This window comes from Lysinibacillus sp. BF-4, assembly GCF_000743635.1.
GTDB lineage: Bacteria > Bacillota > Bacilli > Bacillales_A > Planococcaceae > Metalysinibacillus > Metalysinibacillus saudimassiliensis.
Genome location: NZ_JPUW01000027.1, coordinates 24065 through 37699 on the forward strand (window position 1 = coordinate 24065; position 13635 = coordinate 37699).

13 protein-coding genes and 2 pseudogenes are annotated in these 13635 nt (G+C 45.2%); all 15 read left to right on the plus strand.

Going from position 1 to position 13635, the window contains the following annotated elements; all coding sequences use genetic code 11:
- The first annotated feature begins 7 nt into the window (after positions 1 to 7).
- The 15 genes and pseudogenes from CH76_RS09355 to CH76_RS09425 all read left to right on the plus strand — a co-directional run bounded on the left by CH76_RS09355 (position 8) and on the right by CH76_RS09425 (position 13484).
- Complete coding sequence (locus CH76_RS09355; RefSeq protein ID WP_036145339.1) at positions 8 to 970, plus strand: sirohydrochlorin chelatase; 963 nt, start codon at positions 8 to 10, stop codon at positions 968 to 970.
- Positions 967 to 1740, plus strand: a complete 774-nt coding sequence (cobK, locus tag CH76_RS09360; protein WP_036145341.1) for a precorrin-6A reductase — start codon at positions 967 to 969, stop codon at positions 1738 to 1740. The genes CH76_RS09355 and cobK overlap by 4 nt, the downstream gene beginning before the upstream one ends.
- Positions 1740 to 2396, plus strand: coding sequence for a precorrin-8X methylmutase (locus CH76_RS09365; RefSeq protein ID WP_036145343.1), 657 nt, complete (start codon positions 1740 to 1742; stop codon positions 2394 to 2396). The genes cobK and CH76_RS09365 overlap by 1 nt, the downstream gene beginning before the upstream one ends.
- A 7-nt stretch (positions 2397 to 2403) precedes the next feature.
- Positions 2404 to 3534: a cobalt-precorrin-5B (C(1))-methyltransferase gene (locus CH76_RS09370; RefSeq protein ID WP_036145368.1), complete on the plus strand. Its 1131-nt coding sequence runs from the start codon at positions 2404 to 2406 to the stop codon at positions 3532 to 3534.
- A complete protein-coding gene (cbiE, locus tag CH76_RS09375) occupies positions 3491 to 4708 on the plus strand; it encodes a precorrin-6y C5,15-methyltransferase (decarboxylating) subunit CbiE (protein WP_081892678.1) in 1218 nt (405 codons plus the stop codon). The genes CH76_RS09370 and cbiE overlap by 44 nt, the downstream gene beginning before the upstream one ends.
- A pseudogene (gene cobI / locus CH76_RS09380) lies at positions 4705 to 5411 on the plus strand (precorrin-2 C(20)-methyltransferase). Before cbiE ends, cobI begins: the two are co-directional and overlap by 4 nt.
- The gene (gene cobM / locus CH76_RS09385; RefSeq protein WP_036145346.1) at positions 5411 to 6199 is read left to right on the plus strand and encodes a precorrin-4 C(11)-methyltransferase; all 789 of its coding nucleotides are present in this window, start codon (positions 5411 to 5413) and stop codon (positions 6197 to 6199) included. The pseudogene cobI and the gene cobM overlap by 1 nt, the downstream one beginning before the upstream one ends.
- Positions 6192 to 7313, plus strand: a complete 1122-nt coding sequence (locus CH76_RS09390; protein ID WP_036145348.1) for a cobalt-precorrin 5A hydrolase — start codon at positions 6192 to 6194, stop codon at positions 7311 to 7313. The genes cobM and CH76_RS09390 overlap by 8 nt, the downstream gene beginning before the upstream one ends.
- Before the next feature lie 11 nt (positions 7314 to 7324).
- On the plus strand, positions 7325 to 8680 hold the full coding sequence (locus tag CH76_RS09395; RefSeq protein ID WP_036145351.1) for a cobyrinate a,c-diamide synthase: 1356 nt from the start codon (positions 7325 to 7327) through the stop codon (positions 8678 to 8680).
- A complete protein-coding gene (locus tag CH76_RS09400; protein WP_036145353.1) occupies positions 8677 to 9315 on the plus strand; it encodes a bifunctional precorrin-2 dehydrogenase/sirohydrochlorin ferrochelatase in 639 nt (212 codons plus the stop codon). The genes CH76_RS09395 and CH76_RS09400 overlap by 4 nt, the downstream gene beginning before the upstream one ends.
- Positions 9312 to 10055, plus strand: coding sequence for a uroporphyrinogen-III C-methyltransferase (gene cobA / locus CH76_RS09405; protein WP_036145355.1), 744 nt, complete (start codon positions 9312 to 9314; stop codon positions 10053 to 10055). Before CH76_RS09400 ends, cobA begins: the two co-directional genes overlap by 4 nt.
- 12 nt (positions 10056 to 10067) lie before the next feature.
- Complete coding sequence (locus CH76_RS09410) at positions 10068 to 10631, plus strand: nitroreductase (protein WP_036145357.1); 564 nt, start codon at positions 10068 to 10070, stop codon at positions 10629 to 10631.
- A complete protein-coding gene (locus CH76_RS09415; protein WP_036145359.1) occupies positions 10622 to 11161 on the plus strand; it encodes a cob(I)yrinic acid a,c-diamide adenosyltransferase in 540 nt (179 codons plus the stop codon). The genes CH76_RS09410 and CH76_RS09415 overlap by 10 nt, the downstream gene beginning before the upstream one ends.
- Positions 11161 to 12647 (plus strand): annotated as a pseudogene (locus CH76_RS09420) (cobyric acid synthase). The gene CH76_RS09415 and the pseudogene CH76_RS09420 overlap by 1 nt, the downstream one beginning before the upstream one ends.
- A gap of 3 nt (positions 12648 to 12650) precedes the next feature.
- Complete coding sequence (locus CH76_RS09425; protein ID WP_036145361.1) at positions 12651 to 13484, plus strand: trans-aconitate 2-methyltransferase; 834 nt, start codon at positions 12651 to 12653, stop codon at positions 13482 to 13484.
- Positions 13485 to 13635: the final 151 nt, after the last annotated feature.

The following is a 13635-nucleotide window of genomic DNA, read 5'->3' on the forward strand; positions in this document are numbered from 1 at the left end:
GAACAACATGAAAGCAATTTTATTCGTAGGGCACGGCAGCCGCTTACCAGCAGGCAATGATGAGGTACGTAACTTTATTCAACAAATGACACCAAGTATTCCAGAGGAGTATATTGTCGAAACGTGCTTTTTAGAATTCGAAAAGCCAAATATTCCAACAGGTATTAAAAATGCGGTTGAACGAGGCGCAACAGAAATTTATGCGATTCCGATTATTTTATTACAAGCGGGGCACTCAAAAATCCATATCCCGCATGAAATTGACGAAGCAAAAGTGGATTACCCTAATGTGAAATTTACGTATGGTCGCCCAATTGGCATCCATGAAGAAGTTATCGAAATTTTACTATCACGCCTACAACAAACAGGCTTTGCCATTGAAGAAGAGCATAAAGATACTGCGGTTTTACTTATTGGTCGCGGTGGTAGTGACGCGGATGCTAACAGTGATTTTTATAAAATCAGCCGTCTATTATACGAGCGTTTAAACGTAGCTACTGTAGAGCCAGCCTTTATGGGCGTAGCCGCACCTTTAGTAGATGAAGGGATGGAGCGTTGTTCACGCTTAGGCGCTAAAAAAGTAATTATGTTGCCGTACTTTTTATTTACAGGCATTTTAATGGAGCGCATGGCAAAAATGAAAGAGCGCTATGAAGTAGATTACCCTGAACTAACAATTGAGCTTGCAGAGTACTTTGGTTACCATGACAAGCTAAAAAATGTGCTGCATGACCGTATTAATGAGGCCGTAGCAGGTGAAGTGAAAATGAACTGTGATACTTGCCAGTACCGTATTAATGCGATGGACTTTATCGACCATCATCACCATCATGATGATGACGATCACCATCATGGCCACAGCCATTCACATGACCATGACCATTCACATGACCATTCACATGATCACGACCACGCTTGTGACGGACACGACCACAGTCATTCGCACTGCCATTCGGAGGCAAAAAATTGATTTTATTTTTAGCAGGTACATCAGATGCGCGTGAGTTAGCTGTGCAAGTAAAAGCAGCGGGCTATGAGCCGACAGCAACGGTCGTCACAACGTCGGCAGAGACAAGCCTAAAGGAAGCGGGTCTACAAGTTAAAGTAGGGCGCAATACGGCAGATGATATGGTGCAAATGATTACAAACGAGGGCTTTACCGCTGTTGTAGATGCTAGTCATCCCTTTGCGGAAGAAGCCTCAAAAAACGCAATGGCAGCAGCTAAAGCGGCAGGTGTACCGTATATTCGTTTTGAGCGTGAACGCGAATTTTACAGTCACCCACTCGTAACCGTAGTGAAGGATTATGAGGAGGCGGCGCAACTCGCTAAAGCAAAAGGCGGCGTCATTATGCTGACAACAGGCAGTAAAACCTTACAAACTTTTACTAATGTATTAAACGACGTAGAAGGTGTGCGCTTACTGGCGCGCATGCTTCCGCGCTTAGATAATATGGAAAAATGCGCGGCGCTTGAAGTGCCACAAAAAAATATTATTGCGATTCAAGGGCCATTCTCAAAAGAGCTTAACGTCGCACTCTACAACCAATACGGCGTGGACGTTATGGTAACGAAAGAGAGCGGCAAGGTAGGCTCAGTTGACGAAAAACTTGAGGCGGCTATCGAATGCGGTATTCAAACGATTATGATTGCGCGCCCAGACATTGCTTATGGGCATACACATGCCACATTTGAAGGCGTTATTAACGAATTAAACGAAACTTTAGGAGGAACAAACTAATGGATTTCCAAACAGACTTTAAACCACTAACAGTAGACCCAGATAAAATTTACGACTATTCTTTCTCAATCATTTCGGAAGAATTTGGTCCACATGATTATACAGAAGACGAATGGCGTGTAGTACGTCGTGTTATCCATGCATCAGCAGACTTTGATTTAGGACGTAGTGTTGTAGTACACCCTGACGCAGTAGCAGCAGGTGTTGCAGCAATTCGTGCAGGTAAACCTGTCATTGCAGACGTACAAATGATTGAGGCAGGCTCTGGTCGCAAGCGATTCCAAAAGCATGGTGGCGATTTAACTTGTCATATCGCGGACGAGGACGTAGCAAAAGCGGCGAAGGCAGCAGGCGCAACACGCGCAATTATGTCAATGCAAAAGGCAGCTAAATTATATGATGGCGGGATTTATGCGATTGGTAACGCACCAACAGCACTACTTGAGCTTATCCGTTTAGTTAAAGCAGGCGAAGTAAAGCCTGACCTAATTATCGGTATGCCAGTAGGCTTCGTATCAGCGGCAGAGTCAAAAGAGGAGCTCCTTAAATTAGAGGGCATCCCTTACATTACTAACCGCGGTCGTAAAGGTGGAAGTACGGTAACAGTTGCAGCACTCAACGGTTTATCTTTACTAGCTGACGCTAAGGACGAGTAATATGAGCATGCAGCAACCGAAAAAAGACCCGAAGGAAATGCGCCACGGTTATACGACGGGGTCCTGTGCAACAGCGACGGCACGTGCCGCCCTACTCGCATTAATTACGGGTGAGGCACAGCCAGAGTCAACGATTTATTTACCAATCGGACGCCACCATACCTTTACAATCGAAGAAAACGTGTTTAGTGAGGGTGCAGTACGCTGTGACACAATTAAGGACGCTGGCGATGACCCAGACGCAACACATCTTGCTGTAATTCAAGCGACAGTAAGCTGGGCAGACACACCAGGCATTCATTTAGACGGGGGTATCGGGGTCGGGCGAGTAACAAAGCCCGGCCTTGCTGTGCCTGTGGGCGAAGCGGCAATTAATCCCGTTCCGCGCAAAATGATTTTAACGCATGTGCAAGAGGTGCTAGATGAGCATCAAATTGAGCGTGGGGTTAATGTGGTGATTTCTGTACCTAAAGGTGAAGAAATGGCGAAAAAAACACTTAATGGTCGTTTAGGCATTTTAGGTGGCATTTCGATTTTAGGCACGCGCGGCACAGTCGTACCATTCTCGAGCTCAGCCTATATGGCGAGTATTGTACAGGCGATTAGTGTGGCACGCGAGGCAGGTTGTGACCACTTAGTTATTACAACGGGCGGACGCAGTGAAAAGTACGGCATTGCCGAGTACCCTGATTTACCAGAAGAAGCCTTTATTGAAATGGGTGACTTTGTCGGCTTTACGCTTAAGCATTGCAAACGCTTAGGGATGCGTAAAGTATCACTTGTGGGCATGATGGGTAAGTTTTCGAAAGTCGCGCAAGGCGTAATGATGGTGCACTCAAAAAGCGCGCCCATTAACTTTGAGTTTATGGCCGAACTTGCGGCAGATGTTGGCGCAACAGGTGAAGTACTAGAGCTTGTAAAAAATGCAAACACCGCTTCGCAAGTAGGCGAAATTATGGCCGAACATGGCTTCGACCAATTTTTCACACATTTATGCGAGGCTTGTTGCTACGCGGGGCTTAACCACGTACGCGGCGGACTTACGCTCAGCACTTCGATTTATACAATGAAGGGCGAGCTACTTGGAAAGGCGGATGACATTGACGAAATCGATGAAGCTAATTGGCATAGGGGATAACGGGATAGCTAGCCTACTCCCGCAATATATTGAATGGATTAACCAAAGTGAAGTGTTAGTCGGTGGCGAGCGCTTACTGGCGTTCTTCCCACATTATCAAGGCGAAAAAGTAGTGGTAAAGGGCGGCTTAAAAGCATTAGTCCAACAACTTGAACAAGAAACACGTAACACCATTATTTTAGCATCAGGCGACCCGCTATTTTATGGCATTGGCAGTTATTTATCAGCTAAGCTCAACATAGAGGTTTACCCGTATATGAGCTCTGTACAGCTAGCATTTAGCCGTATGGGCGAGGGTTGGAGTGATGCCTATATTACAAGCGTACATGGTCGCCCAATTAAGGGGCTAGCTCAGCGTATTAATGGCAAAAAGAAGGTAGCACTTTTAACAGACGAAACGAATAGTCCAAATGCTATTGCAAGCTACCTTAAACATTTTGATATGACGGAGTACCAAGCCTTTGTAGCCGAAAACCTACAAGGTGAGCAAGAAAAATGCGGTTGGTATACGTTAGACGAGATGGAAGTCGGCAGTTTTTCGCCATTAAATGTAGTGATTTTAAAGCAAACCGCACCTGCTCGTGTGTGGCCGCTAGGCATTGACGATGAGGAGTTTTCGCAGCGTAAGCCTGAAAAAGGGCTTATTACAAAAAAAGAAATCCGCGTGTTAACACTGCAAGCCATGCGTTTGCATGAGCGTAGCATTGTGTGGGATGTTGGCACATGTACAGGCTCAATGGCAATCGAAGCGGGCAAAATTGCGCGTGAGGGGCAAGTATTTGGTGTCGAAAAAAACGAACCAGACCTTGCGAACTGCATGGCCAATCAAAAAAAATTCCGTGTGGATATGACAGCCATCCATGCGAAAGCACCAGAAGGGCTTGATACCTTCCCAAATCCCGACAGTATTTTTATTGGCGGTACAGGCGGCGAAATGACAGATTTAATTGCGCTGTGCTGTGAGCGTTTAAACGAAGGCGGCACAATTGTGTTAAACGCCGCAACCATCGAAAACCTTTACCTTGCTGTAGAGGCATTTAAAAAGGCTGACTTTAATGTAGCCGTAACACAGGCACAAATTGCGCGTAGTAAGCCAATCTTACACATGACACGCTTTGTACCACTTAACCCGATTTATATTATAGCTGCCACGCGAAAGGAAGAAGAAAATTGACAAACTACGGTACATTATGGGGGCTAGGCGTAGGCCCAGGCGACCCCGAGCTTATTACAGTAAAGGCTTTCCGCTTATTACAGGAGTGCCCTGTAATCGCTTATCCTAAAAAAATGCGCGGTAGTAAAAGCTACGCACACCGCATTGTAGATGTGTATATTAACCCTGACGAAAAAGAAATGCTAGGGCTTGTATTCCCAATGACAAAGGACCCTGCCATTTTAGAGCGCGACTGGGTGAAAGCGGCTGAAGCGATGCACGAAAAATTAGCAGAAGGCAAGGACGTAGCATTTGTTACAGAAGGCGACCCTATGCTGTTTTCGACGTTTATTCATGTGATGCGTATTTTTGAAGATAAATACCTGACGTACCAACAAAAACAGTTGCGGGTATTTCTTCTTTTAATGGCTCAGCTAACCGTTTAAATTTACCATTAGCGGACGGTGATGACCGCGTAGCAATGATCCCTGCGTACGATGATTACGACGCGATGCGTGAAGCGATCGAAACACATGATGCTATTGTCTTTATCAAAGTAGCAAAAGTGCTTGATTTAATGCTTAAAGTGTTAGATGACCTAGGCATACGCGATAAAGCGCATGTTGTCACAAAAGTAACGTCAGATGAGGAAATCATTTGGGATATTAACGAGCTAGACGGTGTAGAACTTAATTACTTATCATTAATGGTGGTGCGAAAATAATGGAAAAATTCATTTATATTGTAGGATCAGGTCCCGGAGATCCGGATTTAATTACCGTAAAGGGCTTAAAAATTTTACAACAAGCAGATGTTGTGATGTACACAGACTCATTAGTTAGTGAAGAGCTCATTAGCAATGCTAAAGCGGATGCTGAAGTCGTTAAAACAGCAGGTATGCATTTGCAAGAAATGGTGGACTTTATGGTAGAGCGCGTTAACGCGGGTAAAGTCGTAGCGCGTATGCATACAGGTGACCCTGCGATGTATGGTGCAACAATGGAACAAGTAGCATTGCTTAAAAAAGAAGGCATTGGCTATAAAATCATTCCAGGTGTAAGCTCGGTATTTGCCTCAGCAGCAGCTGTTGGCGCAGAGTTAACAGTACCTGATTTAACACAAACGCTTATTTTAACGCGTGCAGAAGGACGTACACCTGTACCTGAATTCGAAAAACTACGCGATTTAGCGAAGCACCATTCTACAATTGCGCTATTTTTAAGTGCAACATTAACGAAAAAAATCGTTAAAGAATTACAAGATGCGGGTTGGAGCGACGATACACCAATCGCAGTAGTGCAACGTGCGACATGGCCAGACGAAAAAATCGTGCGTACAACGCTCGTTAATTTAGATGAGGATATGCGCAAAAACGGCATCCGTAAGCACGCGATGATTTTAGCGGGCTGGGCGCTTGACCCTTCGATTTTAGAGAAGGATGAGTACCGTTCTAAGCTGTATGACAAAACCTTTACGCATGGCTTCCGCAAGGGTGTGAAGGATAATGATTGAGCTACAAGAGGGCATTATTCCAGAAGTAGATAAGCGCCACGACTACGCCATTGTTTCGATTACGAAGCATGGCGTAGAAATGGGACGCAATCTGCACCAAACCTTCCCCAATGCTGATCTTTACTATATGGCAAAGTTTGAGCGCGGGGACGAAAAACAGCGTCATATCCAACTGTTTACAGGCACAGTCCGTTTATTATTACCTGCATTATTTAAGCAGTATAAAGGTTTAATTTTAATTATTTCATTAGGTGCGGTTGTACGTATGATTGCGCCAATTTTAGTGGATAAAAAGACAGACCCAGGCGTAGTCGTTGTTGATGACCGCGGTGAAAACGTAATTAGCGTACTATCAGGTCACTTAGGTGGCGCAAATGAGCTAACGTACGAAATCGCAGCAGCAATGAACGCGCGCCCTATTATTACAACAGCATCAGACGTACAAAAAACGATTCCGGTTGATTTATTTGGCTCGCGTTTTGGCTGGACATGGGATAGCGACGAAAAGCTAACGCCTGTTAGTGCTTCAGTTGTTAATGAAGAACATGTGGCTATTATTCAAGAGACAGGTGAGCGTGATTGGTGGATGCGCGATGTACCAATGCCCTCGCATATTAAAATTTATCCAAATTCGGCAGCGGTTATTGAGGCCAAGCCAGATGCGACGCTATGGATTACAGACCGTATCATTGAGCCGCATGAAGAAGTATTGCTAGGTAATGGTACGATTTTCCGACCAAAATCAATTGTCCTTGGTATGGGCTGTAACCGCGGTACATCAAAAGAGGAAATCCAAGCCGTTATTCAAGAGACTTTAGCGGAGCTTAAATTATCCGAAAAAAGCGTTAAGGCGCTTTGTACGATTGACTTAAAAAAAGACGAGGTAGGTTTCCTCGAAACAGTAGAAGAGAAAGAATGGGAGTTTATTACGTACACGCCAGAGGAGTTAAATGAAATTGACTTTAACAACCCATCGGATGTGGTCTTTAAATATACAGGCGCGTACGGTGTTAGCGAACCAGCGGCACTGCGCTACTCAGGCGCACGTGAATTAGTGCTCGAAAAGAAAAAGTCAGGCAATGTGACGATTTCAGTTGCTAAGCTAGTGTTTTAAGGGGGAGTTGTATGCAAACCAATCGTTTTGTGATTGCAGGAACAGGCAGTGGTGTAGGTAAAACAACCTTTACCATTGGTTTAATGGCGGCTTTGCAAAAGCGTGGGCATTTGGTGCAAGGGTTTAAATGTGGGCCAGACTATATTGACCCTACCTACCATACTGCGGTTACAGGCCGCCCGTCACGTAATATTGATAGCTTTATGTTTAGTGACGAAGCGGTACGTGATGTGGTAGCACGCGCAAGCGCTGATGCGGATGTTGCGATTATTGAAGGTGTTATGGGCTTTTATGACGGAAAATCACCACTAGATGATAAGGGCTCGACCGCCGACATTAGTGTGATTACGGATAGCCCTGTTATTTTAATTGTAAATGCGGCAAGTATGGCACGCAGTGTAGCGGCAATTGTTAAAGGCTTTCAAACCTTGTCTGATAAGCCAAACATTGTAGGTGTTATTGTTAACCAATTAGGTAGTGACAGCCATTACACAATTGTAAAAACAGCAATTGAGCAGGAGTGTAAACTACCTGTGCTCGGCTATTTAAAGAAAAATGCGGCAGTGGATGTACCAAGTCGTCATTTAGGGCTAGTGCCTGCGATTGAACGCGGCGAGCTAAATGGCTTCTTTGACACATTAGCCGACCTTATAGAACAAGGCATAGCTATTGATAAGCTACTAGCCGTTACAAAGACGACTAAACTTGCTAAAGTACCTAGCGTCTTTGATGACAACGAGCCAACCCGCGCAGTAATTGCGGTAGCACGTGATGCGGCATTTAACTTTTATTACGAAGAAAACCTCGCCATTTTACGCGCACGTGGCGCTGAACTTAAGTTCTTTTCACCATTAGCTAATGAACCCGTGCCAGCAGATGCACAGGGGCTTTACCTTGGTGGTGGCTTCCCTGAGGAGTATATGCAGAAGTTAGCAACAAACACAGTAGCTAATGAATCAGTGAAGGCGGCCATTGCGCGCGGCGTTGTAACACTTGCGGAGTGCGGCGGCTATATGTATTTAACAGAGGCGATTACCAATACAAAGGGTGAGCGTGTGCCCATGCTTGGCTTAATTAAAGGCGAGGCTGTGATGCAAACAAAACTTGCGGCACTCGGCTACCGCGAAATCTTTGGGCGTGAGGGTAACTTTTTGCTCGGTGCGGATGAAGAAGCACGTGGGCATGAGTTTCATTACTCGAAGTATACGGGTGAGCAACAGCCCGCCTATGCGACAAAAGGGCGCTTTGGTAAAAAGGAAGAGGGCTATTTAACAAATACGGTAGTTGCAGGCTATACGCACTTCCACTTCCTGTCTAACCCCCAACTTGTTGATAACTGGTTAGCGGCTTGTGAGGCAGTAAAATGACGACGCATTTACCTGTCATGTTAAATGTCGCGGGGCAACAAGTATTAATTGTTGGCGGTGGGCATGTGGCTTGGCAAAAATACAATACATTGCAGTATAGCGGTGCATGTATTGAAGTCATTAGCCCACAGCTTCACCCTAAAATGCAAGCACTGCATGAAGCGGGTGCTTTTACATGGCAACAACGTGCCTTTACACCAACTGATGTAAAGGGCAAGCTCGTTATTTTTGCGGCAACGGATGACGCAGCAGTTAATGCCGCCATCCAACAAGCGGCCCACCCTACACAGCTTGTTAATCGTACAGACGATGCAAGCTGTAGCAATTTTATTTCGACAGCAACGGTGCAACGCGGGGATTTAGTCATTGCGGTTTCGACAAATGGTGCTAACCCAGGGCTTGCCCGTAAAATAAAGCAACAACTACATGAGCAGTTTGATGAGAGCTACGAGGCGTATGTTACCTTTTTGGCAGAGGCGCGCTTACAAGTGCTAGCTGTTACCGAAAAGGGCGCACAACGTAATGTGCTATTACGTCAACTGCTTGATGATCAAATTTTAGTATGGGTACAGCAAGGTAATATGCAAGCATGTGTGGACTTTGTAGATAAGCTCATAGAAGGAGTACGTGTATGACAGGTAAAGTATATTTAGTAGGTGCAGGTCCTGGTGATCCAAAGCTTATTACAGTTAAAGGGTTAGAGTGCATTCAGCAGGCAGATGTTATTTTATATGACCGCTTAGTAAATAAAGCATTGCTTGAGCATGCTAAGCCAACAGCGGAGCTTATTTTTTGTGGCAAGTCACCAGGCAAACATCATTTAATTCAAGACGAAATCCACGAACTATTAGTAGAAAAAGCAGGGCAAGGTAAGGTAGTAACACGTTTAAAAGGCGGCGACCCATGCGTATTTGGTCGCGGAGCCGAAGAAGCGGAAGTTTGCGCCAATGCCAATATCCCATTTGAATTTGTGCCAGGTATTACAGCAGGCATTGCAGCGCCACAGTACGCAGGTATTCCTGTTACGCATCGTGACCATGCGGCAAGCTTTGCGATTGTTACAGGGCATGGCCGTGCCGAAAAGGGACAGGATTATTTAAACTGGGAAGCACTTGCAACGGGCATTGATACCATTGCCTTTTATATGAGCGTTGGCAACCTTGCTTATATTACCTCGCAACTCATTGCAAATGGACGCAAGGCAACAACGCCAGTTGCGGTAATTGAGTGGGGCACAATGGACAAACAGCGTACAATTACAGGCACACTCGAAACGATTGCACAGGATATTGTAGCTAGTGGCTTGCAAAATCCATCTATGGTAGTTGTTGGTGATGTTGTAAGCATGCGCGAAAAAATTAAATGGTTTGAATAAGGAGAGGGACAAATGTCAATTTTCACAGCATTAGAAAAGCGCCGTGCCATTCGTAATTATACGGATCAGCCTGTAGCGCGCGAAACAATCGAACAAATTTTAGCGGCGGCAGTTCAAGCCCCGAATGATAAAAATCGTGAGCCTTGGCGCTTTTACGTAGTACAAGGCGACGCACTTAAGCGCTACGAACAAGTAGCAACAGCTTATTTAGAGGAGCGCTTCCCGACGAAGCCACACTTAGTAGAGAGCTCATTAAAAGTCATTAAAACAACACCAGCCGTTATTGTAGTAACCGCTGATATGGTTGAAGGTGACGAGGGCGCAACAAAGGATAATGTTTTTGCGGTTTGTGCAGCGATCCAATCAATGTGGTTAGCGGCAGATGAGCTAGGACTAGGTTTTGTTTGGCGTACGCGCGGCGTTGGTCTTGTGCATGATGCACGCATGCATGACTTTATTGGCGCAGATAGCTCACAACAAGTAGTAGGTACAATTTTCATGGGTTACCCAGCAGAAGACAACAAGCTAGGCGACAAAAAACGTACGCCAGCTGAGGAGAAAACGGTATGGCTGTAAAACGCGGCTTATTTTTAATGTACACGGGTGATGGCAAGGGTAAAACCACTGCCTCACTTGGTGTAACCTTACGCGCAATTGGGCGTGGGTTAAACGTGCGCTATATGCAATTTATTAAGTCACCTGACCGCACCTACGGCGAAAAGATCGCCTTAAAAAAGCTAGGCGTTGAGATGGAACAAATGGGCATTGGCTTTACATGGACAAAAACGCCAGAGGAGCACCGCGAGGCATTAACAATCGCATGGGCAAAAGCAAAAGCAGCCTTAGTGGATGAGTCCATTGATTTACTTGTACTCGACGAACTAAATAATGCGTTAGCGATTACGAAGTTTCCCGTTGAGGATGTATTGCCTTTAGCTGAAGTAATTGAGGCCATTCAAAACCGCCCAGCAGGCATGCATTTAGTCATTACAGGTCGTAGCGCTAAACAACAGCTAATTGATTTAGCGGATTTAGTGTCTACAATTGAAGCAACCAAGCATTATTACGAGGAAGGTATACCTGCAGTAAAGGGGCTGGAGTTTTAATGGCAACATCTATTATGGTACAAGGTACTGCGTCAGACGTCGGCAAAAGCATGATTTGCACGGCGCTCTGCCGCATTTTTTACAAGACGGCTATAAAGTTGTGCCGTTTAAATCACAAAATATGGCGCTTAACTCCTTCGTGACACAAGACGGTGGCGAAATTGGGCGCGCGCAAGGTGTACAGGCGGAGGCAGCAGGCGTCGTGGCGGACACGCATATGAACCCGATTTTACTCAAGCCTAAGCAAGATATGGTGTCAGAGGTCATTGTACATGGCAAGCATTTTTTAGATATGACAGCGACAAGCTACCGTAATGAGTTTGTACATAAAGCGCTACCCATTATCGAAAAATCCGTGCGTAAATTACAGGCAGAGTACGACATTATTGTGCTAGAGGGCGCAGGTAGCCCAGCTGAAATTAACTTAAAAGACCGCGACATTGCCAATATGCGAATGGCGCATATGAGCGATGCTGCTGTAGTATTAGTTGCTGATATTGACCGCGGCGGTGTTTTTGCGTCAATTATTGGTACGTTGGCATTACTTGATGAGGATGAGCGTGCGCGTGTCAAAGGGTTAATTATTAATAAATTTCGTGGCATGCGTGAGCTATTAGATGATGGCATTGAGTGGGTAGAGCGCGAAACAGGCATACCTGTGCTTGGCGTTGTGCCATATATTGATGTCAATATCGAAGCAGAAGACTCACTTGCGCTATCTTCACTGCGTTTTAAAAAGCCAAAAGCAGGCGAGTTTGCGTTAGATATTGTGATGATTCGTTTACCACGTATTTCAAACTTTACAGATATTGACCCGTTCTTTGACGAGCCAGATGTTGGCGTACGTTTAGTAGCTAAGGTGCATGAGCTTGGTACACCTGATTTAATCGTGCTACCTGGCACAAAAGCTACACTCGATGATTTGGCATGGCTACGCAAGGAAGGGTTTGACGAAGCCATTCAGGCGCTAGCGCAACGTGGCACAAAAATTATTGGTATTTGCGGTGGCTTCCAAATGCTTGGCGAGACGTTAACAGACCCTGATGCAGTTGAAGGCGACGGCACAGCAGCTAAAGGGCTAGGGTTACTCCCAGTAGCGACGGTTTTTTCGGCAGGCAAAAAAACGGTACAAATGACAGGAGAGCGCAACGGCTTACCATTAACAGGTTACGAAATTCATTTAGGCGAAACGACATTACTTGGTGGCGAGCCCTTTATGACATTAGCCGATGGTCGCGTAGACGGAGCTGTTGTGAATAACGAACAAATTATTGGTACGTACTTCCACGGCTTATTCCATAACCGTACGTATACCCGTGCTTTAGTAAACGCGATGCGTGCTGATAAAGGGTTAACACCATTACCTAGTGAAGTAAAAAGTGATAGTGAACGCCGCGAGGAAGCCTATAATATGGTTGCTGACCACCTGCGTGAACACGTAGATATGGCAAAAGTGTATGATATTATGAAAATCGAAAGAGGATGAGCGATGAGACGTGGACCACTAGTAATTGATTTTGCAGATTTATGGCGAGAAGGCATGAAGGACTGGACAGGTAAGTTACCAGAGCGCATGGTAGATGATAGCTTAGAGGAAGCCTTTTGGGCACAATCGATGGCAAAAAAACAAGCAGGTAAAACCGATCCTTACGCGGACGAAATTTTTGCGGTACTGAGTAAACATATTGCACCGCATCACCACGTGGCGGAAATTGGACCAGGTTGGGGTAACTATACCTTTCCAACACTCGAAGCGGCACAGCACGTAACGTGTATTGATAGCTCGGAGGCCGTACTGAGCTACCTCCAAATGTGCTGCGGTGAGATGCTGTTAGACAATGCAGATTTTGTGCACGCAAAGTGGGAGAGCTATGACGTACCAAAAACGTATGACGTTATTTTTGGCGTTAACTGTTTTTACCGCATGCTAGATATTAAAGAAACACTTGAGCGCATGAATCAATTCGCCACAGAAAAAGCCATTATCGGCATGACCAGTGGTCCCATTCAGCCGCATTATTTAGCACTTGAGCGCATGGGTTACACCATCAAGCATCCGCGCCGTGACTATATTGACTTAGTTAATATTTTATATGGTATGGGCATATTTGCTTCTGTGGAGTTAGTGCCATTAAAGCGTACGTATGTGTATGATACGCTAGATGAATTACTCGCAAAACAAAGTGTAAAGGCATTAGACAAACCCTTCACACGTGAAGATTTACTAACCGCCTTAACCCCATTTATTGAAGAAGTCGATGGCAAATGGCATTACCCGCATGATTTCCATGCGGCACTCATTAGCTGGATACCACAAAATTAACAACTGTGCGAACCCCAAGTGCCCATAAAAAGGCGAGGAGGTTCGCACAGTTTTTTTGCCTTAAAAGGCACTTACCCAACCATTCACACCCTAACAATTTGGTTCATCACCGTAACTTGGGGTTGAATTTATATCAATTCAAAATTTTTAT

What these genes read in the sequence shown, in the direction of transcription:
- CH76_RS09355 (WP_036145339.1), top strand. Translation starts at nt 8, where the DNA reads ATGAAAGCAATTTTATTCGTAGGGCACGGCAGCCGCTTACCAGCAGGC.
- CH76_RS09365 (WP_036145343.1), top strand. Translation starts at nt 1,740, where the DNA reads ATGGATTTCCAAACAGACTTTAAACCACTAACAGTAGACCCAGATAAA.
- CH76_RS09370 (WP_036145368.1), top strand. Translation starts at nt 2,404, where the DNA reads ATGCAGCAACCGAAAAAAGACCCGAAGGAAATGCGCCACGGTTATACG.
- cbiE (WP_081892678.1), top strand. Translation starts at nt 3,491, where the DNA reads ATGACATTGACGAAATCGATGAAGCTAATTGGCATAGGGGATAACGGG.
- cobM (WP_036145346.1), top strand. Translation starts at nt 5,411, where the DNA reads ATGGAAAAATTCATTTATATTGTAGGATCAGGTCCCGGAGATCCGGAT.
- CH76_RS09390 (WP_036145348.1), top strand. Translation starts at nt 6,192, where the DNA reads ATGATTGAGCTACAAGAGGGCATTATTCCAGAAGTAGATAAGCGCCAC.
- CH76_RS09395 (WP_036145351.1), top strand. Translation starts at nt 7,325, where the DNA reads ATGCAAACCAATCGTTTTGTGATTGCAGGAACAGGCAGTGGTGTAGGT.
- CH76_RS09400 (WP_036145353.1), top strand. Translation starts at nt 8,677, where the DNA reads ATGACGACGCATTTACCTGTCATGTTAAATGTCGCGGGGCAACAAGTA.
- cobA (WP_036145355.1), top strand. Translation starts at nt 9,312, where the DNA reads ATGACAGGTAAAGTATATTTAGTAGGTGCAGGTCCTGGTGATCCAAAG.
- CH76_RS09410 (WP_036145357.1), top strand. Translation starts at nt 10,068, where the DNA reads ATGTCAATTTTCACAGCATTAGAAAAGCGCCGTGCCATTCGTAATTAT.
- CH76_RS09415 (WP_036145359.1), top strand. Translation starts at nt 10,622, where the DNA reads ATGGCTGTAAAACGCGGCTTATTTTTAATGTACACGGGTGATGGCAAG.
- CH76_RS09425 (WP_036145361.1), top strand. Translation starts at nt 12,651, where the DNA reads ATGAGACGTGGACCACTAGTAATTGATTTTGCAGATTTATGGCGAGAA.